Source organism: Roseomonas alba (assembly GCF_019430885.1).
Taxonomy (GTDB): domain Bacteria; phylum Pseudomonadota; class Alphaproteobacteria; order Acetobacterales; family Acetobacteraceae; genus Neoroseomonas; species Neoroseomonas alba.
Map to the genome: position 1 here is coordinate 597,484 of NZ_JAHYBZ010000003.1, position 22,807 is coordinate 620,290.

A 22,807-nucleotide genomic window follows, 5' to 3' on the forward strand; every position below is an offset into this window, starting at 1 on the left:
GTGGCTACTCCGGCGCCGCCACGCCGCCCGGGGCCGGCATCGACACGCGGGTGATGGCCCACTGGATCGAGGTCTCGCCCTCCTCGGCCAGGAGCACGACCTGGGAGGCGCGGCGGGGTTCGCCGCCGAGATAGACGCTGTCCTCCAGCGCGACCCGCGCGCCCTTGGCCCGGATCTTCCACCCGATGCCCGAGGGCAGGCGCAGCAGCGCCGCGCTCTCATCCTGCAACAGAGTGGCAGCGACGCCCGGATGGAGATGGAAGCGCATCGCGAAGGCCGGGATGGTGGCGTCGCCGGCGATCTCGACGACATCCTCCCCGCGCAGGTCGTCGCCGGATTCCGCCAGGTAGAGCCGCCGCCGATGCACTGCGCCGAAGGCCCGGCGCCAGCCGTCATGGCTCGCTTCCAGCCACTGCGCGCCGGCGGATTCGTGGCGGGCGGTCTCAACCTGCTCGGGCCGGCGGCCGAGGCCCTCGGAGCGCAGCTCGGACGAATTGGTGTCCGACAGCACCAGGGTCGAATGCGCCGCCGTGGCGCGCAGCGCATCACGCCAGGCTTCCTCGGCGGCCGGCGCCGCGCCGCAATTCACGATCAGCCGGTCGCGGCCGACCGACATTTCGAAGGCGAGCGTCCCGGCATGGGCGAAGCGATCCGCCCCCGCCGGCAGCCCACCATCACCGCCGCTCGAGGCGCGGGGAGACGGCGGCGCGCCGGTATCGGCGATGATCAGCGTGCGCCCGGCCTGCAAGCGCTGGAACCCGGTCTCGGGCAGGTCGAAGGGCGCACGGCCGCGCGCCTGGCCCTGGGTCAGCACCAGGTCGATCAGCGACGATCCTTCGTCCCGCGTCCCGTTGAACAGCGCCAGCCCGCCATCCCCGTGACGGAACAGCCGCAGCGCCGGCGCGGCGCGGTCCAGCACCGCCGGCAGGTGCGGTGGCGGTTCCATGCCCGCGCCATGCAGCAGGTTGCGGATCTCGATCAGGTCCTGCAGCGCCAGGAGCTGCATCGCCGGCGACCGCTCCACATGCCCGCCATCGGGGTGGAACTGCCGCTCGATCTCCGCCGGCAGGAAGCGTGCGGCGCGTTGGAGATAGGCATCCTCCTGCAAGGCGATCGCCGCCGCCATCGCGCCCTTCAGGGCGACCAGGGCGCCACGGTGCTCGGCCTCGGCGGGCAGGACGGCGGACAGGTCGCGCGCATCCTGCGCCATGCGCGTCATGATGGCGCGGCGGAAGGCGTCCTCGGCCGTCGCGGCGAAGAAATCCCAATGGCCAAGCCAGGCCGACAGCCGCGCGCCCACCACTTCCGGCGCATCGGCCACAGGCTCGTCGGCGCCGCGCACCAGCCAGTCATCCGTCAGCGCCCGCGCATGCAGCCGCGCCGCGTCGGTCCCCAGTGCACGCAGGTCGCGCATCCAGGCGAAGCCATGCGCCGCCGCGCGCCAGGGCGCGGTGCCGGAAGTGATGTCCCAGCCCTCGGTGCCCGGCAGGCCGATGCGCAGGGGGCGGGCGGTGCCCAGAGTCTCGAATTCCCCGCGCAGCAGTCGCGCGCCGCGCGCCGGGTCGCCGGGCCAGAGGTCTCGAAAGGCCCGCGCCGGGGCCTCGGGCACGCGGACCGGCTTGAGCCGCGAGAGCTTCTGCCGGAACCCGCGTACGATGCCGATCATGCGGTGGGCCCGCGGATCGCCGCGATCGCGGCGGCATAGTCCGGCTGGCCGAAGACAGCGGTCCCGGCGACCAGGCAATCGGCGCCCGCGGCGATGCAGGCCGGTGCCGTCTTCGGCGTCACGCCACCATCCACCTGCAGATGGATGGACCGCCCCGAGGCATCGATCATCTTCCGCAGAGTCGCGATTTTCGAAAGCTGGCTGTCGATAAAGGACTGCCCGCCAAAGCCCGGATTCACCGACATGACCAGGATCAGGTCTGTCAGATCCAGCACATGCGCCACCGCGTCGACCGGCGTCGCCGGATTGAGCACCACGCCTGCCTTCTTGCCCAGCGCACGGATGGTCTGGAGCGACCGGTGCAGATGCGGCCCAGCCTCCGGATGCAGGGAAATCAGGTCCGCTCCGGCCTCGGCAAAGGCCGCGAGGTAGGGATCGGCCGGCGCGATCATCAGATGCACGTCGAAGGGGATGGCGCTGTGCCTGCGCAGCGCCTTCACCACCACCGGGCCGAAGGAAATGTTGGGCACGAAATGCCCATCCATGATGTCGAGATGCAGCCAGTCGGCGCCGGCAGCGGTGACGGCCTCGACCTCTTCGCCCAGGCGGGCGAAGTCGGCGGCCAGCAGGGATGGGGCAATCAGCGGCGACTCGGGCACGAAGTTGTTGTAGCCGCTTGGGTTCCAGGGGGGCAACCGGGCGGTGCGGCGCGGGCCCGGTCGCCGGGCCCGCGGGAGGGCGCGCAGCGCCCGGGCGCCGGCGCCGTCCCGGCCCGCTCGTCAACCGCCCGGCGGGGCCATCTCGATCAGCATCTCGTCACGGCCGAGACTGAGTGTCGCGCCGATCTGCGAACCACGCAGATGCATGATCACGCCCGCGCTGTTCTGCAGCCAGAGTTCGTCGGTCCGGCGGGTATCGAGGCCCTGCACCCCCGTGCCCTGGCTATAGAGGCCGCGGAAATCCTCGATCCGGCGCAGGTTGTACACCTCGCCCTGCGCCTGGATACGCGCGGCGCCGCCGGGGCCCACCACGGTGCCGACCATGCGGAAGGGCAGGTCGCGCCCCTGGAAGTGCAGCGTGCCATTGCCGGCGCCCGCGCCGCCGACGAATTCCTCCGACAGCCTCACCGTCCCGACCGGGCGCTGGCCGGCGATACTCGCCGCCGTCGGTACCGGTGGCGTCACCGAGGAACAGCCGGCCAGGGCGAGCAAGGCCGCGGCAGAGGCGAGGGTGCGACGATACATCTGGCGAAACTCTGGGATTGTTGCGCCGCGCAGGTTCCGCTTCCCGCGCGACCGGGTCAACGGCCGCTTGGCCTGAAGGACCTGCGGACAGGGCTGAATCCGCCCGGTTGACGGGTCGGGGCCGGCGTGGTCTCGGGCGGCATGATCCGTCTTGATTCCATCTCCCGGCAGAACGGCCGCCAGTTGCTGTTCGTCGAGGCCTCGGCCGCCCTGCAGAAGGGCGAGCGCATCGGCCTGGTCGGCCCGAATGGGGCCGGAAAATCCACGCTGTTCCGCATGATCACCGGGCAGGAGCAACCCGATGAGGGCCAGATCCTGGTCGATCGGGGTGTGACCATCGGTTTCTTCAGCCAGGATGTCGGCGAAATGGCCGGCCGGTCCGCCGCAGCCGAGGTGATGGACGGCGCCGGCGATGTCAGCCGTGTCGCGGCGGAACTGGCGGAACTGGAGGCTGCTCTTTCCGACCCCGACAGGGCGGACGAGATGGACAGCCTGCTGGACCGCTTCGGCGAGGTCCAGGCACGCTTCGAGGAACTCGGCGGCTATGCGCTGGAGAGCCGCGCGCGGGAGGTGCTGGCCGGCCTCGGCTTCAGCCAGGCGATGATGGATGGCGATGTCGGGCTGCTGTCCGGCGGATGGAAGATGCGCGTCGCCCTGGCCCGCATCCTGCTGATGCGCCCCGACGTGATGCTGCTGGACGAGCCGAGCAACCACCTCGACCTCGAAAGCCTGATCTGGCTGGAGCAGTTCCTCGTCAATTACGACGGCGCGCTGCTGATGACCTCGCACGACCGCGAGTTCATGAACCGCATCGTCAACAAGGTCATCGAGATCGACGGCGGCACGCTGACCAGTTTCTCCGGCAATTTCGACTTCTACGAACAGCAGCGCGCGCTGAACGAGAAGCAGCAGCAGGCGCAGTTCGACCGCCAGCAGGCGATGCTGGCCAAGGAGATTGCCTTCATCGAGCGCTTCAAGGCCCGCGCCTCCCACGCTGCGCAGGTGCAATCCCGGGTGAAGAAGCTCGACAAGATCGACCGCGTCGAAGCGCCGCGCCGACGCCAGACCATCGCCTTCGACTTCCCCCCTGCCCCGCGGTCCGGCGACGACGTGGCCAGCCTGCGCAAGGTGTCGAAAAGCTATGGCGAGCGGGTGATCTATGACGGGCTCGACCTGCTGGTGCGGCGGCGGGAACGCTGCTGCGTGCTGGGCGTCAACGGCGCCGGCAAATCCACACTGCTGAAGCTCGTGACCGGCACGACGGAACCGGACGAGGGCAGCGTCGCGATCGGCGGCAGCGTGAAGATGGGCTACTTTGCGCAGCACGCGATGGAGTTGCTGGGCGGCGACCGCACGGTATTCGAGGAACTCGAATACACCTTCCCCCAGGCCGGCCAGGGGTCGCTGCGCGCCCTGGCGGGCTGCTTCGGCTTCTCCGGCGACGATGTCGAGAAGCGGTGCCGCGTCCTGTCAGGCGGGGAGAAGGCGCGGCTGGTCATGGCGCGCATGCTCTACGACCCGCCGAACTTCCTGGTGCTGGACGAACCGACCAACCACCTGGACATGGCGACGAAGGAAATGCTGATCGGCGCGCTCGCGGCCTATGAGGGGACGATGCTGTTCGTGTCCCACGACCGGCACTTCCTCGCCGCACTGTCGAACCGCGTGTTGGAACTGACGCCCGAGGGTCTCCACGACTACAGCGGCGGGTATACGGAATACGTCGCGCGGACCGGGCAGGAGGCGCCGGGCCTGCACGGTTGATGGAGGGGACAGGGCCCCTTACGCGCGGAGATCATGGCGGCGGTGGAACGGGGAAGGGCTCTGCCCTCCCGCGGACCCCCACCCGCCAAAGGCCGAAAGGCCTTTGGCGGGTTCGGCGGCACGGCCGCCAAGGTCTGGAGAGGGGCTAAGCCCCTCTCCATCACCTCCTGCCCGTCACTTCGCGACGAGCGCCTTCAGATCAGCCTGCGGCCGCGCCCCGAAATGCGAGATCGCCTCGGCCGCCGCGACCGAGGCCCAACGACCGCACTCCGCCAGCTCGCGTCCGGCCGTCAGCGCGGCAAGGAACCCCGCGGCATAGGCATCGCCGGCCCCGGTGGTGTCCACGACCTGCGTCGGGACGGCTGCCACTTCATGTGCCGTGGTGGCGGTCAGGATCAGGCTGCCCTTCTCGCTGCGGGTCAGCGCGGCGAGGCCGATCTCGGACTGGGCGATGGTCGCCGCGGCGTCGAAATCGTCGGTCTGGTAGAGCGCGCAGATCTCGGCCTCATTGGCGAAGAGGATGTCCGCCTCGTTCTTCACGAAGGCGCGGAAGGCGTCGCGGTGGCGCTCGACGCAGAAGGGGTCCGACAGGGTGATGGCGACCTTGCGGTCCGCGGCATGGGCGATGCGCGCGGCCTCGCGGAAGGCGGCCTGCGCGGCCGGCGGGTCGAACAGGTAGCCCTCCAGATAGGTCACCTGCGCGCCAGCCACGGCGACGGGATCGATATCCGCCTCGCCGAAGGTGACGCAGGCTCCGAGGAAGGTGTTCATCGTCCTCTGCCCATCCGGCGAAACGAGGATCAGGCAACGCGCGGTGGGCGCGCCGCCGGATAGCGGCGCGGTCGGGAAGGTCACCCCGGCGGCGGTGATGTCGTGGCGGAAGACCTGGCCCAGCGCGTCATCCGCGACCTTGCCCAGATAGCCGACCCTGGCCCCCAGTGCGGCGGCCGCGGCGCAGGTATTCGCCGCCGAACCGCCGCTGCTTTCCACGCCCGGGCCCATGGCGGCGTAGATGCGCTCGGCATCCTCGGTCCCGATCAGCGCCATGCTGCCCTTGGCCATGCCGTGACGGGCGAGGAAGTCGTCTCCCGCCCGGGCCAGCACGTCCACGATCGCGTTGCCGATGCCGAGGATGTCGAGACTGGTCATGCTGCGCCTTCCGAAAGGGATCGGAAGGCGCATAGAGCAGATCGCGCGTCAGTAGTAGCCGCGCCGTTGCCGCGGCGCGGTGAGGGCGCCGACCGCAGCACCGCCAGCACCGCCGATCGCAGCACCGGCCAGGGGCGACCCGCCGGTCAGTGCGGCGATGCCCGCGCCGCCCGCGGCGCCGATGCCGCCGCCGATCAGGGCGCGCTCGCCGACCGGGTCGGAACAGGCCGCCAGACCGAGCATCGCGAGGCCGGCAGCCATCAGGCGGAAATGGGAAAGGGTCATGGAAAGAGACTCCATCAAGTGGTCTTCGATGGCGTCAGCACAACCAAACCGTGTGGCAGACGCCCGGCCAAAAAACGGCGGTGCCTGCCCCAGGTTTCACGATCGTGTCATACCGCCGCGCCCCGCCGATGACCTTCGCGTCGGCGAGGCGATATGGCGCGCGGGGTTGGTGGGGCGGCCGCGTGCAAGACCAAGACTCTGATGGCGACTCAGCCGTAAGGCTGGCCAGTATCAGGAGCCTTTGCGCTTGCGCCCGCCCTTGCCCTTCTTCGGGTCATAGCCCCCGCCGCCCGGGCCCATCGGCTTGGGCTTCCAGTCGGCACGCGGCGTGGCTTCGCGCAGCGACCGTCCGGCGAGGTTCGGCTCCAGGCCAAGATCCAGCGCTTCCAGCCGCTTGATCTCGTCCCGCAGCCGCGCGGCGGTCTCGAATTCCAGCTCGGCGGCGGCGGCGCGCATCTTGCGTTCCAACTCCGCGATCGACGCCTGCAGATCCTTGCCGACGAAGTTCTGGTCGTCCTCGCCTTCCACCGCATCGACGGTGATGTAGTCGCCCTGGGAGACATCCTTCAGCACATCCGCGATCTCGCGCCGGATCGAGGTGGGCGTGATGCCGTGCTCGGTGTTCCAGGCGACCTGCTTGGACCGGCGACGCTCGGTCTCCTCCAGCGCGCGCTTGAGGCTGTTGGTCATGACGTCGGCGTAGAGCAGCACCCGCCCCTCGGCATTGCGCGCAGCGCGGCCGATGGTCTGGATCAGGGATGTGGTGGAGCGCAGGAAACCTTCCTTGTCGGCATCGAGAATCGCGACCAGCGCGCATTCCGGGATGTCGAGGCCCTCGCGCAGCAGGTTGATGCCGACCAGCACGTCGAAGACGCCCTTGCGCAGGTCGCGGATGATCTCGATGCGCTCCAGCGTGTCCACGTCGCTGTGCAAATAGCGCACGCGGATGCCGGCCTCGGTCATGTACTCGGTCAGATCCTCGGCCATGCGCTTGGTCAGCGTGGTGACCAGCACGCGACCGCCCTTCTGCGCCACGTCGCGGCATTCGGCGAGGAGATCGTCCACCTGGCCCTCGACGGGGCGAATCTCGCAGACCGGATCGACGAGGCCCGTCGGGCGGATGACCTGTTCGGCGAAGGCGCCCTGGGTGCGTTCCATCTCCCACGGGCCGGGCGTCGCGCTGACGAACACCGTCTGCGGGCGGAAACTGTCCCACTCCTCGAACTTCAGGGGCCGGTTGTCGGTGCAGGAGGGCAGGCGGAAGCCGAACTCCGACAGGATCGACTTGCGCGCATAGTCGCCGCGATACATGCCGCCGATCTGCGGCACGGTGACGTGGCTCTCATCCACGATCAGCACGGCGTTCTCCGGGAGGTATTCGAACAGCGTCGGCGGCGGGTCGCCGGGGCGCCGGCCGGTCAGGTAGCGGGAATAGTTCTCGATGCCTTTGCAGGACCCGGTCGTCTCCATCATCTCGATGTCGAAGATGGTGCGCTGTTCCAGGCGTTGGCGTTCCAGCAGCTTGCCCTCGGCTTCGAGCTGGGCGAGGCGTTCCTTCAGCTCCACCTTGATCTGGCTGATCGCCTGGGTCAGCGTCGGGCGCGGCGTCACATAGTGGCTGTTCGCATAGATCGCGACGCGCTCCATCTCGCCGGTGATCTCGCCGGTCAGCGGATCGAATTCGCGGATGCCGTCGATCTCGTCCCCGAACAGGGAGACGCGCCAGGCGCGATCATCCAGGTGGGACGGCCAGATATCCACGCTCTCCCCGCGCACGCGGAAAGTACCGCGGGCGAAGAAGGCGTCGTTGCGGCGATATTGCTGCTCGACCAGCCCCTTCACCAGCGCATCGCGATCGATCCGTCCGCCGCGTTCCAGCTTCACGACCATGCGCGAGTAGGTCTCGACCGAGCCGATACCGTAGATGCAGGACACCGAGGCGACGATCACCACATCCGACCGTTCGAGCAGCGCCTGCGTCGCGGAATGCCGCATGCGGTCGATCTGCTCGTTGATCTGCGAATCCTTCTCGATATAGGTGTCCGTGCGCGGGACATAGGCTTCCGGCTGGAAGTAGTCGTAGTAGCTGACGAAGTACTCCACCGCGTTGTCGGGGAAGAAGGACTTCATCTCGCCATAGAGCTGCGCCGCCAGTGTCTTGTTGGGCGCGAGCACCAGGGCCGGGCGCTGCAGGTTCTCGATGACCTTCGCCATGGTGAAGGTCTTGCCCGAGCCGGTGACGCCCAGCAGCACCTGGTCGCGTTCGCCCTGCACAAGCCCGGCGGTCAGTTCCCGGATCGCCGTCGGCTGGTCGCCATTCGGCTCATAGGGGGAGACGACCTTCAGCGCCCGTTCCAGCGGCGGCGCGGGCCGCTTCTCCGGGATGAACAGCATGGGGCCGGGCGCGATCAGGTTCATGGCCGCCAAGATGGGGTCGAATCCGGCCCGGCGCCATATCGAAGCCTATCGCCAGGGGCGCGTGTTCCACAGGGCGGCGAGCACCGCCTCTTCCTCCAGCACGATCTGCCGCGTGTCCTCGCCGGGGCGGTATTTCAGCGGGATCTGGCGGGCCTGCGCCTCGGCGATCCAGGCCGGGTCGCGCATGGTCTCGGCCAGTGCGGCATCGAGGCGCGCAACGATCGGCACCGGCGTGCCGATCGGCGCCACCAGGCTGCGCACCGCGCGCGTGTCGATTGGATAGCCCGCCTCGGAGAAGGTCGGCACATCCGGGGTGAAGGCGAAGCGCATGGGGCCGGAGGAGGCAATCGCCCGGATCGCGCCATCCTTCAGGGCGGGCAGGCTCTCGGCCATGGGCAGGGCGGCGACCTGCACGTCCCCGGCCAGCAGGGCGGCGGTCAGCACCGACCGGCCGGCGAAGGGACGATGCCGCAGGCGGGCGCCGGTCGCCCGTTCAAACTCGACCAGCATCAGGTGGTCGTCGGACCCGATGCCGGTTGTCCCCGCCGTCAGGCCGTCCGTGGCCTCCCGTGCCGCCTGCAGGATATCGGGGATCGAGCGGAGCGGACTGGACGGCGCGACGAACAGGCCGCTCGGATCCTCGAAGATCGTGCCGATCCAGGCGAAATGCCGCAGCCCGAAGCGCGCCTGGCGCCCGATGGTCAACGCCTGGGCCTGGGGCGAGATCAGCAGCCCCAGCGTCCGCCCATCGGCCGGCGCCGCGGCCATCAAGACATAGGTGTCCTCATTGGGCTGCTGGTTGTCCACCGTGATCCGTGCCCCGCCGAGCTTCGCGGCGAGGAACGGCAGCATGGCGCGGATGGCGGTGTCGGCCGCGCTCCCCTGTGCCGCGGGCAGCAGGATGCGCATTGGCTCGTCGCCCGGCCAGGGCGCCTGGGCCCGTGCCGGCGCGACGGCCGCGGCGGCCAGGCTGGCGGCGATCACGCCGCGACGCGAAAGGTGCATCCGAATCCGTCCTTCCCATTGCCCGGGTCCGCGTCAGGCCAGAGGACGCGCCCGCCTCTTCAACTCCGTGCCGTGGCCGCGAGCATGCCGCCGCCGGCCACCAGCACCGCGGCGACCGCGGCGCGCCAGGACAATACGCCTTCCCCTGCGACCACCAGCAGCAGGGTGGACGCCACCGGCACCGCATAGGCGAGCGTGCCGAGCAGCCGCGGATCGCCCCGCTTCATCCCCGCATCCCACAGGAAGAAGGCAGCGCCGAGCGGCCCGGCACCGAGCAGCAGCACGGCGATCCATTGCCGGCCATCGGGCAGGATCGTCGTCTCGAACAGCAGATGCGCGACGCCGGCCAGCAGCGCGGTGGCGAGGCAGAAGCCGGCCAGGGCCTCGGTCGGCACGGCGGCCATGCGCTTCGACGTCACCGAATACACCGCCCAGACCAGCGCGCAGCCGATTGCCGCCGCGAATCCCGGCGTCGCCCCCGGCGGAAAGGACGCCCCAGCGCCCACCAGCAGCACGCAGCCGGAAAAGCCCAGCGCCACCCCGACCAGCCGCCGCGCGCCCAGATGCAGCCCCAGAAGCGGCGCGGAGAGCAACACGATCAGCAGGGGCCAGAGATAGTTCAGGAGATTCGCCTCGACCGCCGGGGCCAGCGCCAGGGCGAGGAAATACAGGGCGTGGTAACCAAACAGCCCGCCCACCCCATGGGCCCAGGCCAAGGGCCCCTGCCGAAGCAGGGCCAGGCGTCCGCGCGCGGCCACCACCGCCAGTGCCAGCGCGCCCCCCACTGCGAAACCAAGTGCGGTCAGTTCCAGCGGCGGCAATCCCGCCGCCATGCGCGCGAGCAGCGCCAGAAAAGCCCAAAGAAGCAGGGCGCCGCAGCCGGCAAGGGTGGCGGAAGACATTCGTTCCAGGGCAATATGATCAGGCCCGGCGCGAATTGCCGGCCGGGCCAATTAGCATGGCGGAGAATTCAGGAGGAGATGTTCGCTTTCATCATTCGCACCGGGGTCGCCGCCATTGCACTTTGGGTTGCGGTGTCCATCGTGCCGGGTCTTCATGCGCGCGATACACAAACGCTGCTTCTTGCCGCGATCGTCCTCGGCATCGTCAACGCCGTGGTGCGGCCGCTGGCGGTCCTGCTGTCCATCCCGATCACGCTGCTCACCTTCGGCCTGTTTCTGCTGGTCGTGAATGCCGGCATGCTCGCCCTGGTCGCATGGATCGTGCCCGCCTTTTCCGTCAGCGGATTCTGGGCGGCACTGTTCGGGTCGGTCGTCGTGTCGATCGTGTCGTCCTTCATCAACGGCGGCATGACCACCGGATAGCGCCGATCAGGCGCGGCGCAGCACGGCCCGGACCACCTCGGCCAGGCCCTGGTGGCGCGGGCCTTCGTCCAGGCGTACCGCGCCTTCCAGCAGTTCCAGCACCTCCAGCCCCGCGAAGTGCCGTTCCACCAGGGCGCGCGACCACAGCAGGGCGGGATCCTTCGGCCCGCCGCTGCGGCGGCCTTCCTGGGCCGGGGTGAAGCATTCCATCACCAGCAGCCCGCCGGGTGCCAAGGCCCGCAGCGCGCCGGCCGCGGCGATGGCGCGGTCTTCCGGCGGCAGATGGACGAAGATCCAGGCGATCAGGTCGAAGCGGGCCTCGGGCCAGGTCCAGCGGGTCAGGTCGGCGACCTCGGTCGCAAGCGGCACGCCCCGGCGGGCGGCCAGCGCGCGCGCCTTGTCCAGCCCCACCGCCGACCAGTCCACGGAGGTCGCATCCAGCCCCTGTTCGGCCAGCCAGACGCCGTTGCGTCCTTCGCCGTCGCCCACCGCGAGCGCCCGCATCCCGCGCCGTAGCCGGTGCGCCTGTTCCATCAGGAAGACGTTCGGGGCCTCCCCGAACTGGAAGTCGCCGCCCGTGTAGCGTTCGTCCCAGGCCAGCGAGGTGCTCATGCCGGCAGCACCACCGGCTGCGGGTCGAGGAAGGTCTGGAACCAGGAGAACGAGAAATGCAGATGCGGCCCGGTCACGCGCCCGGTCGCGCCCGACTGCGCGATGCGGTCCCCCTGCGCGACCATCTGCCCCTCCTGCACCTCGATCACCGAGAGATGGGCGTAAAGCGAATTCACCCCATGCCCGTGGTCGATCACCACGAGATTGCCGAAGAAGTGGAACTCGTCCGCGAGCGTCACCCGCCCCGCCGCGACCGCCTTCAGCGGCGTGCCCGTCGGAACCGCGAAATCCAGCCCGTAATGCGGCTGCCTCGGTTCGCCGTTCAGGATGCGCCGGCTGCCATAGACCCCCGAGATCCGCCCCTGCGCCGGCGCGATGAAGCCCTGCGTGAACCCGGTCAGCGCGCTGTCGATGGCGCGCGCCGTGCCGAGCTTCTCGCGTTCCCTGACAATGCGCCGGAGCGTCTCGGCATCCGGCGTGACCTGAGACGGCGGCAGGCCGTTGATGCGCTGTTCCTGCCAGTGCCGGCGCGCGATGGTCAGGCGGCGCTCCTCTCGCCGATTGTCCGGCGTGATGATGCGCAGCATCGCCGATGTGCCCTGGTCGCGGCCGAACCCGAAGGCAAAGGCGCCATCCAGGGTGATGCGCAGCGCCCGGCCGTCGAGCGCGACGCGCGTGCCGGGTTCAGCCTGGCCGACGACAAAGCCGCCCTGGGTGAGGCCGCCTTCGGTGAGCGTGACCGCCTGGGCCGCGCGGGCGAGAAGCAGCATCGGGGCGGCGAGCAGGGCGCGACGGGGGAGCGTCCCTCCCGCGGGTGGGAACCTCGCGGGCGATGACAGGACCGGAGAGGGGCTTTGCCCCTCCCCGGACCCCACTCCACCAAAGGCCGAAAGGCCTTTGGAAACCTCCATTTGGCGCTGTGCGCCGTGGTTCGGATGGGGTGGTGGCTGTCGCGGTGGGCAAGATGATTCGGCCATTCGGCCTTCAGGCGCAGCGCGGCCGCCGGTGTTGTCGGGGGCCGTTCTGCCCGGCGCCAGGTATTGGTTTCCAAAGGCCCTGTGGCCTTTGGTGGGGCGGGGTCCGGGGAGGGGCAAAGCCCCCCTCCGGTCGCGAGTGCCTGTCACAGCAACGACCCTTGTTCCGGAGCCTGGCTCTTCTTCCGCGCCGCCGCACCCTCGGCATGCGCGCGCACTTCGCCATCCGCGAAGGTCAGCCGCAGTGCCTGGCCCGGCGCGACGCGTCCCGCGGCGGTCACGGCATGCCCTTCGGCATCCCGCACCAGGGCGAAGCCGCGCGCGAGGACGGATTGGTAGGACGCGCTGTCCAGCCGTGCTGACAGCCCGTCCAGCACCGCGCGGCGCTGACGGATCAGCGCCTGCACCGGCGCGGGCGACAGCCGCGTCAGGGCGCGTGCCGTCGCGCGGGCGTCCCGCTGGCGACCCCAGGCGGCGGACAGGCGCAGGGACAGGGCCTGGACAGCGGCACGACGGGCCAGGATGCCCTCACGCGGATGCGGCACGCGCAATGCGGCGATGGCCTGGCGGCGCCGGTCCAGCAAGGAAACGAGTGCTCGCGGCAGGCGGTCCCCGATATCGTCCAGGCGCTGGCGCGATTGTGCGAGGCGCGCCGGCACGTCGGGCAGGCCGCGCTCGGCGCGCAGAAGCCGAAGCCGCGTGGCATTCAGCAGGCCGGCGGTCGCCTGGGCGAGCCGGGCCCCGGTCTGCGCCAGGGACGCGACCAGGTCGGCCCGCGCCGGGACCGCCAGTTCCGCCGCAGCCGTGGGCGTCGGGGCGCGGCGGTCGGAGACGTAGTCGATCAGCGTCGTATCCGTCTCATGCCCCACCGCGCTGATCAGCGGAATGGAACAGGCGGCGGCGGCGCGGAGGACGATTTCCTCGTTGAAGGCCATCAGGTCTTCCAGCGACCCGCCGCCGCGCGCGACGATCAGCACATCGGGACGCGGCACGCGGCCGCCGGCGGGGATCGCATCCATGCCGCGGATGGCGGCGGCGATCTGCTCGGCCGCGCCCTGCCCCTGGACCATGACCGGCCAGAGGATGATGTGGCGCGGGAAGCGCCGCGCGATGGTGGTGCGGATGTCCTGGATGACCGCGCCCTTCTCGGACGTCACCACGCCGATCACGCGCGGCAGGCGCGGGATCGGCTTCTTGCGGGCCTCCTCGAACAGGCCTTCTTCCAGCAGGCGCTTGCGCAGCGCCTCGATGCGCGCGAGCAGCGCGCCCTCCCCGGCATATTCCAGGCGGTCGATGACGAGCTGGTATTTCGACCGGTCGGCATAGGTGGAAATGCGCCCGGTCGCGATCATCTCGACGCCGTTCTCGGGCAGGGTGCCGAGGTTGCGAACGGCCGATTTCCAGATCACCGCCTCGATCTTCGCGTCGGCATCCTTGAGCGAGAGGTAGATGTGCCCGGACGGATACCGCTTCATTTCGGTGATCTCGCCACGCACGCGCACCCGGCCGAAGGCGCCTTCCAAGGTCCGCCGGATCGCCCCGGCCAGATCGGAGACGGCATATTCCGGGATGTTGCTGACGGCCGGGGTGTCCATGGCGCCACCCTATGCTAAGGCGCCGCCCATCCAAAGCGGGGGTAGGCGCGATGAAGGTCCTGGTGGTCGGCGGCGGCGGTCGTGAACACGCGCTGTGCTGGGCGCTCGCGGCCTCCCCGCTGCTGGACACATTGTGGTGCGCGCCCGGCAATGCCGGCATCGCCGAGGTGGCGGAATGCGTGCCCATCGGCGCCGAGGACATCCCCGCGCTCGTTGCCTTCGCGACGGAGAAGGCCGTCGATCTGGTCGTCTGCGGGCCGGAAGGGCCGTTGACGCTCGGCCTCGCCGACGCCTGCGCGGCGGCGGGCCTCAAATGCTTCGGGCCCAGCCAGGCGGCGGCGCGACTCGAAGGCAGCAAGACCTTCACGCGGGAGGTCGCGGACGCCGCCGGCGCCCCCGGCGCACGCTGGCAGCGCTTCACCGATCCGGCCGCGGCGAAGGCCTATATTCGGGACCACGGCGCGCCCATCGTGGTGAAGGCGGATGGCCTCGCCGCCGGCAAGGGCGTGGTTGTCGCCGCGACCGTCGCGGAAGCCGAAGCCGCCATCGCCGACATCATGGAATCCCGCATCCACGGCGAATCCGGCGCGACGGTGCTGATCGAGGAATGCCTGATCGGGCAGGAGGTCTCCTTCTTCGCGCTGTGCGACGGCAAGACGGCCCTGCCGCTCGGCGCCGCGCAGGACCACAAGCGCGTCGGCGACGGCGACACCGGCCCGAACACGGGCGGCATGGGCGCCTATTCCCCCCCGCCGGTCTTCACCGACGCGCTGCGCGATGAGACCATGGCCCGCATCGTCAACCCCGTGCTGGCGGAGATGGCGAGGCGCGGCACGCCCTTCCGCGGCGTGCTGTTCGTCGGGCTGATGATCACCGCGGACGGCCCGCGCCTGATCGAGTTCAACGTCCGCTTCGGCGACCCCGAATGCCAGGCGCTGATGGTGCGGCTGCGGAGCGATCTGCTGCCGGCGCTCCTCGCCGCCTGCGATGAGGAACTGGCGTCCTTCGACCTGCGGTGGGAGCCGCTGCATTCCCTGGTCGTGGTGATGGCCGCGAAAGGCTACCCGGGCAGCTATGCGAAAGGCACGGAAATCCGTGGCCTGGAGCGCGCCGCGCAGGTTCCGGGGGTGCAGGTCTTCCACGCCGGCACGTCCCGGCGCGAGGACGGCGCGCTGGTCGCCACCGGCGGCCGCGTGCTGGGCGTCACCGCGACGGGTGCGACCCTCGCCGAGGCCCAGCGCTCAGCCTACGCCGCCGTGGATGCGATCGATTGGCCGGAGGGTTTCTGCCGCCGGGATATCGGCTGGCGGGCCTTGTGAAGACGGCCGCCATCGGGTGACGGCCCCGTTGTCCCATCCCGGGCGCCTGACGGACGGGAGGGGCAGCGCGGTTCGATCCCTCGCCGCGACCCGGCAGATCGGGCATCGGGACCATCGGCGACGCGCGGCCTTGGCAGCGCGTCGCAACAGCAGGGATCAGGCCATCGGCTCGATCGCAAGATTGTACACGACGACGAAATGGCTTCCCGCCCCGGCCAGGACGAGTCCATGCCAGAACGCGTTGTGGTAGCGGATCCTCGTCGCCAGGTGCATCAGGACGCCGATGGTGTAGAACGCGCCGCCCAGGCCGAGCAGCATGATGTCGCGATCCGGCAGCGTGACGACCAGGGGATGGATGGCGGCGACGCCAGCCCAGCCGAGCAGAAGATAGGCCGCGATCGAGACCCCTTCGAAATGGCCAGGCACCGCCAGCTTCAATACGATACCCGTCAGCGCCCCCGCCCAGACCGCCCCCAAGAGGCACCATCCCCATACGCCACCGATGCCAAGGATGCAGATCGGCGTGTAGGTGCCCGCGATCATCGTGAAGATGGCCGCGTGGTCGAACCGTCGAAGCAGGGATTTCGCCCGGCCTTCCCGAGCCAGGTTGTAGAGCGCAGAACATGCCAGCATCGTAAACAGCCCCGCGGCGTACAGCCCGAGTGCGACGGTGCCCAACGGCGTCGATGCGCTGCCGATCAGGATGAGCACCACGCAAGCGACGACCGCGGCGGACACGCCCAGGACGTGAATGGTGCCGTCGGCGATCCGTTCGCCGCGCGTGTATTTGTGCCACACAACCGATACGTCGAGCTTCGTGGCAGGTGATGCTTCAGCGGTGGCCATGCCGCATGGTGCCTCCACTCGTCGCGCCGCGTCCAGGCACATGACCAACTGCGCCGCCGCATGGCTCGGTTTCGGCATTTGCGGGCTGCATCCGGGCTGCCAGCCAGCGACATCGCTGGCTGGCGCCGGGAATGTCACTCGGTGACGTAGCCCGCAGCGTGATCCGCCGCCACCGCCTGTGCGGTCCGCAGTCTGGAATCACCGTGACCGCCGCCGCCCGGCGTGGCCAACGACACAGTGTCCCCCGTCTTCAGCACATATTGACGCTTCGGATCGACTTTCTCGTCGTTGATCTTCAGCACGCCTGGCGCGCCCGCCTCGCCGCCTTCGATGCCGAAGGCCGGGAAGATGGTGCGCTCAGCGAGGAAGGAGACCGCGATCGGCGTGGGCGACTTGCTCTCGATCAGGATTTCCTGGCCGAGCCCGCCGCGATGCCGCCCACGTCCGCCGCTGTCCGGGCGCAGCCGCTTGTGGTGGATGCGCAGCGGCGCGATGTGTTCGCTGATCTCGACGGCGGTGGAGGAAACGTTGGACGGCCAGGACAGGCAGGAGATGCCGTCCCCGTGCACATTGCCGCCCATGCCGCCGTTGAAGAAGAACATGTTGGCGTAGGGCTTGCCGGCCTCGTTCACGCCCGACTGGTTCATGCCCCACATCGGCGACCCGCAGGCCGCCATGACACGTTCCGGCACGATCTGTCCGAGGCACCCGAAGACCAGCATCGGCAGGTAGTGGCCGATCAGCATGCGCGACCCGCCGGAGGCCGGGAAGACCGGGTTCACGATGCAGCCCGGTGGCGCGATGAGCGAAATGGGCCGCCAGGCGCCTTCGTTGTTCGGCAGGGTGGGGCTGGTGCAGACCTTCACCCCATACATCACCATGGCGTAGGTGTAGCAGAGCGCGCAGTTGATCGCGCGATCCACCTGCGCGTCGGTGCCGGTGAAGTCGGCGGTGATGCTGTCGCCTTCGATGGTCAGCGACAGCTTTATGGTGATGGGTGTATCGAGCAGGCCGTCGGTCTTCAGCTCGCTGTGGTAGGTACCGTCGGGCAGCGCCGCGATGGCGTTGCGCATCGCGGTCTCGCAGCGGCGATGGATTTCCGAGGCGAGGTCCGTCAGGTCATGCAGATCCGCCTGCTCCATCAGGATCAGCAGGCGTTCTTCCATCAGATCGAGGGCTACGACCTGCGCCCAGAGGTCGCCCATGGTCTGCTCGGGCGTGCGGACGTTCTTCTTGATGATGGAGACGAGCGTCTCGTCCGCGACACCCGCGCGCATCAGCTTCATGGGCGGGATCTGCAGACCTTCCTCGAACACCTCGCGCGGTTCGGGGCTGCGGATCTTGCCGCCTATGTCGGGCGCATGCGCGGTCGAGGCGCTGAAGGCCACCAGCCGCCCGTCGCGGAAGATCGGCTTCGCCACGGTGATGTCGGGCAGGTGCCCGGTGCCGAGCCAGAGGTCGTTGGTGATCAGCACATCGCCGGGCTGCAGGGTCTCGGGCGGGATCAGGCGGATGAAGTGCTTCACCGTCTCCGGCAGGGTGCCGATGAAGGACGGGATGCTCTCCGTCGCCTGCACCAGCGACTGCCCCGATGCGTCGGTGACGACGCAGGAGAAGTCGTAGGATTCGCGCACCAGGGTGGAGAAGGAGGTGCGGACCAGCGCCGCCGCCGCCTCATCCACCAGCGAGATCAGCCGGCGCCAGAGGAGTTCGAGTTCGACCGCGTCGAAGCTGCGGGTGGAGGGGCTGTCGTTCATGGCGTGCGCTCGGCGAGGATGGAGCCGTCCGGCAGCACGGCGATGCGCGCGCCGGGGCCGACGATGAAGGTGCTTTCGTTCTCCTCGAAGACCGCGGGGCCTTCGAGGGTGGTGCCGATGGGCAGGGCGTAGCGGTCATAGACCGGGGTGGGCACGGCGCCGCCCGCATCGGGGAAGTGGACGCTGCGCTGGCCCTTCAGCGCCGCGCTGCCACCGCCCAGGCCATCGAGCCGCAGCATGCCGCCCGCGCCCGGCATGGGGGCGGAGACCGATAGGCGCAGGGCGACGAATTGCGCGGCGGCCCCGGGCGGGGTGCGGCCGAACAGCACGCGATAGGCGGCTTCGAAGGCGGCAAGCACGGCGGCTTCCGTCAGCACCTCCGGCAGGGCGACGGTGATCTCCGATCCCTGGCCGACATAGCGCATGTCTGCGAGGCGCCGGACCTCGCGGCGCGACAGGTCCGCACCTGTGGCCTGCACCACCGCCAGGGCATCGGCTTCGAGCGCGGCGAACAGCGTCTCCGCCGCGGCCCAATCGGCCTGGTTAAGCCGCGTGTTGAAGGACGCCACGCGGTCGATGCGTGCGGGCGCCATCAGCATGCCGATGGTGCTGCCCGCACCCGCACCCGGCGGGCAGACGACGCGCGTCACGCCGAGCTTGGTGCCGACATGCCAGGCGTGCACCGGCGCGGCCCCGCCGGTCGCGAGCAACGCATAGTCCTGCGGCACGCGCCCGCGTTCCGCGATGGCGACGCGTGCCGCGCCCGCCATGTTCTCGTTCACCACGTCATGGATGCCGAAGGCCCCGCGCGTCGCGTCCAGACCCAGCGTGCCGGCCAGGCCGCCCAGCGCGGCGCGTGCCTCGGCGGCGTCGATCGTCATGGTGCCGCCGAGGAAGAAATCGGCGTTGAGATAGCCCAGTGCGAGATCGCTGTCGGTCACGGTCGGCTCCGCGCCGCCTCGCCCATAGCAGACCGGGCCGGGCTGCGCGCCCGCACTTTCCGGGCCGACATGCAGGGTACCGAGCTCGCTACGTCTGGCGATCGACCCACCGCCGGCGCCGATCTCGATCAGCTCGACGGTCGCGATCTGGATCGGCAGGCCGGAGCCACGCAGGAAGCGCTTGGTGCGCGCCGCCTCGAAGCCCCAGGCGACGAGTGGATCGCCGTCATCGACGAGGGCGAGCTTCGCCGTGGTCCCGCCCATGTCGAAGGCCAGCACGCGATCGAGCCCCGCATGCCGCCCGAACCACGCCCCGGCCAGGGCACCCGCCGCCGGGCCGCTCTCCAGCAATTGCACGGGTGCGCGCTTCGCCTCGGCGACATGGGTCAGGCCGCCATTGGACAGCATCAGGAACAGCCCGCCAGGAATGCCTGCCCCCTTCAGCGCGGCTTCCAGCGTGTCGAGATACGTCTCGGCAATCGGCCGCACATAGGCGTTGGCGGCCGCCGTCACCATGCGCGGATATTCACGAATCTCGGGGGCGAGATCGGAGGACAGGGACAGCGACAATGACGGGAACCGCTTCGCGATGGCGTCGGCGGCCAAGCGCTCATGGACAGGGTTCGCATAGGCATGCAGGAAGCAGATGGCGAGGCTGGTGACACCTTCCGCGACCAGCGATTCCACCTCGCGCAGCGCGGCCTCGACGTCGAGCGGCTTCTCGATGCTGCCATCCGGGCCCAGCCGTTCGAAGGCCGGCCGCCGCCACGGCCGCGGCACCAGCGGTGCGGGCATGTCGAGGAACAGGTCGTAGAGCTCGTATTTCCGCTCGCGCGCGATCTCGAGCACATCGGTGAAGCCATCGGTCGTCAGCAGGCCGGTGGCAGCCCCCTTCCGCTCGATCAGCGCATTGGTGAACAGCGTCGTCGCATGCACGACGCGGCCGATCGAGGACGGCGCGATGCCGCCCTTCTCCAGCAGCTTCTTCAACCCGGTGATCGCCCCGCGGGAGGGATCGTCGGGCGTGGTGCTTTCCTTCCAGATGACCGCCCTGCCATCGGCAGGGTCAAGGACGACGAGATCGGTGAAGGTACCGCCGATGTCGATACCGAGTGACAGGGACACAGTCATTGGGATTCCTGGAGGTCAGTCGCCGCGGATGTTGTTGGTCTCGACCACCTGCTTCCAGCGGGCGCGGTCGCGCTGGATGCGCTGGGCGAAGTCGGAGCCGCCCTCGCCGATCGGGATCAGGCCGCGCTCCATCAGGGTGCGCGTGGCCTGCGCGTCGCTGAGCGTCGCCTGGAAGATGTCGACCAGCCCGGCGACCACGTCGGCCGGCATACCGGCAGGGCCGACCATGCCGAACCAGTTGTTGATCTCCATCGTCGGGAAGCGGCGCGCGAGCGGCTGCAGCTCCGGCATCAGCGGAGTCGGTTCCGCCGCCGTCACGCCGAGACCCTTCAACCGCCCACCACGGATCGTGGCCGCGACCTCGGCGACATTGGCGACCATCATGTCCACGCGGCCGGTGGATACATCCAGCAGCGCCGGCGAACCGCCGCGATAGGAAATGTGGTTCATCGTCACGCCTGCCGCATTGGCGAAGAGCAGCGCGCCGAGCTGGTTGATCGACCCGTTGCCGGAGGAAGCGAAGGTCGCCGTTCCGTCCTTCTGCTTCGCATAGGCGATCAGCCCGTCGATGTCGTCGAAGGGCGCGTCGGGTCGCACCACCAGCGCCATAGGCGTGCCGGCCAGGTTGATCACCGGCGTCAGCTCGCGATCCAGGTCGAAGGGAATGGGAATGCCGGGAATGGCGGGTGCCACCGCCAGCATGCCCATGATGCCGCTGGCGAGGGTGTAGCCATCGGGCGCGGCGCGCGACGCCGCCTGCGCCGCGATGAAGCCATAGGCGCCGGACCTCACCTCGGGCACCGAGGCGACGTTGCGCACGCGCTGCATGCCCTCGGCGACGATGCGGAACAGGATGTCGACGGCCCCGCCCGGCGGGTAGCCGATAAACATCCGGATGGGCTGGCTGGGCGTCCAGGCGGCCTGCGCCGGCAGCGCAGCACCCAGGGCGGCGGCAGCGCCGAGCAGCGCGCGGCGCGAGAGGAATTCTTTGGTCATGGGGCCTCCTTGCATCTCGGTCCGGCCCGGCGTCCCTGTGCCGCCGGGTTGGCCCCGGCGATGACTACGCGCCCTTTCATGCGCCCGGCGCATGGACAGGTTGGCCCTGCCTCCGCGCTTTCGGCAGTCTTCCGCGACATCAGGGGGCTGGCAACCGATACTCCCTCATGCCTTCATGACGTTCTGGAATGAAGTCAGGGCCGCCGGATGCGTCGCCACACCCCACCGACCGCTGCCCTGCAGGCCTTCGAGGCCTGCGCACGGCACCTCTCCGTCTCCCGCGCGGCGGAGGAGCTGCACCTGACGCAGAGCGCCGTGAGCCGGCAGCTCGCCGGGCTGGAGGCGCTGCTGGGAGTGCGGCTGTTCCTGCGCGTGCGGCAGCGCCTGGTGATGACCGCGGCGGCGGCGGCCTATGCCCCGCAGCTTCGCGCCGCGCTGGCACGCATCGAGGCGGCGACGCTGGAAGTCATGGCCCATCAGGGGGCGGGCGGGACGCTGACGCTCGCCGTGCAGCCGACCTTCGGCACGCGCTGGCTGATGCCGCGGCTGCCGCGCTTCCTCGCCGCGCATCGGCGGATCGTGGTGAACTTCCGGAACTACACGACGCGGCCGATGCCGCTCGACTTCGCGGCGGAGGATGTGGACGCCGCCATCATGCTGGAAGAAACACCGCAGCGCGGCATCGCGACGCACCGCCTGGTGGCGGATCGCCGCGTGCCGGTCTGTGCACCGGTCCTGGCCGAGACGCTGGCGGTGACGGCGGATATTGCGCGGCAGACCCTGTTGCAGCACTCGACGCGGCCGCGCGCCTGGGCGGATTGGCTCGCCATGGCCGGCGTCGAGGGTGTGGACGGGTTCCGTGGGCCGCGCTTCCACCACCATGCCATGGTGGCGGAGGCTGCGGCCCAGGGCATGGGCGTCGCCCTGATGCCTCGCTTCATGGTCGCCGAGGATATCGCACGCGGGCGCCTGGCCGTACCCTTCGATCAGGCGCTCGACAGCGGCGAGCATTATGTCTTCGCCTATCCGGAAACGTCGGCGGAGCTGCCGGCGCTGCGGCTGTTCCGCGACTGGCTGATCGCCGAAGCACAGGAGTGACGGGGGAGGATTCCCGGCCCCGTCGCAAGGCTGGCCCCGGGCCGAGGTCAGGATCTCAAACCTGTTGAATTCCCGGAGGCGTGATCCATAGGCTTAAGGGCTGGGCAATCGCTGCCGGAGGCGTGGCAATGCCCCGAGCCTGCCGATCGGCCGCGATGGCGACGTGTCTCTCGCTGGCGGCATGTGCCAGCGAACGGAGCACCTCGACGCCTTCCACGATACCGCATCGCTTCAAGGGCGTCTGGCTGGGCCCGGCCGTCCGAAATCGCCAGCCGGTCGATCCCTTCAACTGCACGCTCGCGCGCTACACGGCGCGGATCGGCGTGCGCGATGGAATCGCCCGCACGCCGTTCTATGACGCCTTCCACGACACCCCGATCCAGCCGGACGGCAGCATCCAATCGACCGCCGGACACACGATTCTCATCGGTCGCTTCGTCGGCAATACCTTCACGGGCGAATTATTCGCGGCGTCGCGAAACTGCGTCCGTGACCTGACCCTGCAAAGGCAACCCAGGACGACACCGCAGGCCACACCGTAGCGCCGCCCCCGATCACCCCTCCGGTCCGGCCCAGGCGCCCAGGGCACATCCCGATCGAATAAAGGCATCTGATCGGGTGAAGATGCCCGCAGCAACACGGGGCCGGAGACGTTGCCGCGGGCCAGGGCGAACCGGAATGG

At 69.7% G+C, this 22,807-nt stretch carries 20 protein-coding genes; 5 read left to right on the top strand and 15 right to left on the bottom strand.

Annotated features, from left to right (window positions below; all coding sequences use genetic code 11):
* Positions 1-4: 4 nt before the first annotated feature.
* The 3 genes from KPL78_RS11440 to KPL78_RS11450 form a co-directional block, all read right to left on the bottom strand.
* Complete coding sequence (locus KPL78_RS11440; protein ID WP_219763065.1) at positions 5-1,666, bottom strand: heparinase II/III family protein; 1,662 nt, start codon at positions 1,664-1,666, stop codon at positions 5-7.
* A complete protein-coding gene (rpe, locus tag KPL78_RS11445) occupies positions 1,663-2,325 on the bottom strand; it encodes a ribulose-phosphate 3-epimerase (protein WP_369412734.1) in 663 nt (220 codons plus the stop codon). Before rpe ends, KPL78_RS11440 begins: the two co-directional genes overlap by 4 nt.
* Positions 2,326-2,445: 120 nt before the next feature.
* Complete coding sequence (locus KPL78_RS11450; protein WP_219763066.1) at positions 2,446-2,910, bottom strand: hypothetical protein; 465 nt, start codon at positions 2,908-2,910, stop codon at positions 2,446-2,448.
* Between the two features lie 141 nt (positions 2,911-3,051).
* Between KPL78_RS11450 and KPL78_RS11455 the strand changes: the two genes are divergently transcribed.
* Positions 3,052-4,674, top strand: a complete 1,623-nt coding sequence (locus KPL78_RS11455) for an ABC-F family ATP-binding cassette domain-containing protein (RefSeq protein WP_219763067.1) — start codon at positions 3,052-3,054, stop codon at positions 4,672-4,674.
* Between the two features lie 174 nt (positions 4,675-4,848).
* Here the strand turns inward: KPL78_RS11455 and KPL78_RS11460 are convergent, their stop codons facing one another.
* The 5 genes from KPL78_RS11460 to yddG all read right to left on the bottom strand — a co-directional run bounded on the left by KPL78_RS11460 (position 4,849) and on the right by yddG (position 10,433).
* Complete coding sequence (locus KPL78_RS11460) at positions 4,849-5,823, bottom strand: adenosine kinase (protein WP_255568861.1); 975 nt, start codon at positions 5,821-5,823, stop codon at positions 4,849-4,851.
* 48 nt (positions 5,824-5,871) lie between these two features.
* The gene (locus KPL78_RS11465; protein WP_255568862.1) at positions 5,872-6,108 is read right to left on the bottom strand and encodes a YMGG-like glycine zipper-containing protein; all 237 of its coding nucleotides are present in this window, start codon (positions 6,106-6,108) and stop codon (positions 5,872-5,874) included.
* Between the two features lie 231 nt (positions 6,109-6,339).
* Positions 6,340-8,526 (bottom strand): excinuclease ABC subunit UvrB, encoded by a 2,187-nt coding sequence (uvrB, locus tag KPL78_RS11470; RefSeq protein WP_304621873.1) that lies wholly within the window; start codon positions 8,524-8,526, stop codon positions 6,340-6,342.
* A gap of 45 nt (positions 8,527-8,571) precedes the next feature.
* Positions 8,572-9,531: a tripartite tricarboxylate transporter substrate binding protein gene (locus tag KPL78_RS11475; protein WP_219763069.1), complete on the bottom strand. Its 960-nt coding sequence runs from the start codon at positions 9,529-9,531 to the stop codon at positions 8,572-8,574.
* 59 nt (positions 9,532-9,590) lie between these two features.
* A complete protein-coding gene (gene yddG, locus KPL78_RS11480) occupies positions 9,591-10,433 on the bottom strand; it encodes an aromatic amino acid exporter YddG (protein ID WP_219763070.1) in 843 nt (280 codons plus the stop codon).
* 78 nt (positions 10,434-10,511) lie between these two features.
* Between yddG and KPL78_RS11485 the strand changes: the two genes are divergently transcribed.
* Positions 10,512-10,856 (top strand): phage holin family protein, encoded by a 345-nt coding sequence (locus KPL78_RS11485; protein ID WP_219763071.1) that lies wholly within the window; start codon positions 10,512-10,514, stop codon positions 10,854-10,856.
* A 6-nt stretch (positions 10,857-10,862) separates the two neighbouring features.
* Here the strand turns inward: KPL78_RS11485 and KPL78_RS11490 are convergent, their stop codons facing one another.
* From KPL78_RS11490 to xseA, 3 genes are all read right to left on the bottom strand, one after another.
* The gene (locus tag KPL78_RS11490) at positions 10,863-11,468 is read right to left on the bottom strand and encodes a class I SAM-dependent methyltransferase (protein WP_219763072.1); all 606 of its coding nucleotides are present in this window, start codon (positions 11,466-11,468) and stop codon (positions 10,863-10,865) included.
* A complete protein-coding gene (locus KPL78_RS11495) occupies positions 11,465-12,238 on the bottom strand; it encodes a M23 family metallopeptidase (RefSeq protein WP_255568863.1) in 774 nt (257 codons plus the stop codon). Before KPL78_RS11495 ends, KPL78_RS11490 begins: the two co-directional genes overlap by 4 nt.
* A 350-nt stretch (positions 12,239-12,588) precedes the next feature.
* Positions 12,589-14,037 carry an exodeoxyribonuclease VII large subunit gene (gene xseA, locus KPL78_RS11500; protein ID WP_219763074.1) on the bottom strand — a complete coding sequence of 483 codons (1,449 nt, stop codon included), beginning with the start codon at positions 14,035-14,037 and terminating at the stop codon, positions 12,589-12,591.
* Between the two features lie 50 nt (positions 14,038-14,087).
* Between xseA and purD the strand changes: the two genes are divergently transcribed.
* Positions 14,088-15,356 (top strand): phosphoribosylamine--glycine ligase, encoded by a 1,269-nt coding sequence (gene purD, locus KPL78_RS11505; RefSeq protein WP_219763075.1) that lies wholly within the window; start codon positions 14,088-14,090, stop codon positions 15,354-15,356.
* A 156-nt stretch (positions 15,357-15,512) separates the two neighbouring features.
* Here purD and trhA read toward each other — a convergent pair whose 3' ends face one another.
* The 4 genes from trhA to KPL78_RS11525 form a co-directional block, all read right to left on the bottom strand.
* The gene (gene trhA, locus KPL78_RS11510) at positions 15,513-16,202 is read right to left on the bottom strand and encodes a PAQR family membrane homeostasis protein TrhA (protein ID WP_255568864.1); all 690 of its coding nucleotides are present in this window, start codon (positions 16,200-16,202) and stop codon (positions 15,513-15,515) included.
* A 134-nt stretch (positions 16,203-16,336) separates the two neighbouring features.
* The gene (locus KPL78_RS11515; RefSeq protein ID WP_219763076.1) at positions 16,337-17,959 is read right to left on the bottom strand and encodes a hydantoinase B/oxoprolinase family protein; all 1,623 of its coding nucleotides are present in this window, start codon (positions 17,957-17,959) and stop codon (positions 16,337-16,339) included.
* Positions 17,956-20,031: a hydantoinase/oxoprolinase family protein gene (locus tag KPL78_RS11520; protein WP_219763077.1), complete on the bottom strand. Its 2,076-nt coding sequence runs from the start codon at positions 20,029-20,031 to the stop codon at positions 17,956-17,958. Before KPL78_RS11520 ends, KPL78_RS11515 begins: the two co-directional genes overlap by 4 nt.
* Positions 20,032-20,046: 15 nt before the next feature.
* Entirely contained in the window at positions 20,047-21,027 is a 981-nt protein-coding gene (locus KPL78_RS11525) for a Bug family tripartite tricarboxylate transporter substrate binding protein (RefSeq protein ID WP_219763078.1), read from the bottom strand.
* Positions 21,028-21,234: 207 nt separating this feature from the next.
* Here KPL78_RS11525 and KPL78_RS11530 point away from each other — a divergent pair, with 207 nt between their 5' ends.
* Positions 21,235-22,125: a LysR substrate-binding domain-containing protein gene (locus KPL78_RS11530; protein WP_219763079.1), complete on the top strand. Its 891-nt coding sequence runs from the start codon at positions 21,235-21,237 to the stop codon at positions 22,123-22,125.
* Positions 22,126-22,280: 155 nt separating this feature from the next.
* The gene (locus tag KPL78_RS11535) at positions 22,281-22,667 is read left to right on the top strand and encodes a hypothetical protein (protein WP_219763080.1); all 387 of its coding nucleotides are present in this window, start codon (positions 22,281-22,283) and stop codon (positions 22,665-22,667) included.
* The last annotated feature ends 140 nt before the right edge of the window (positions 22,668-22,807 follow it).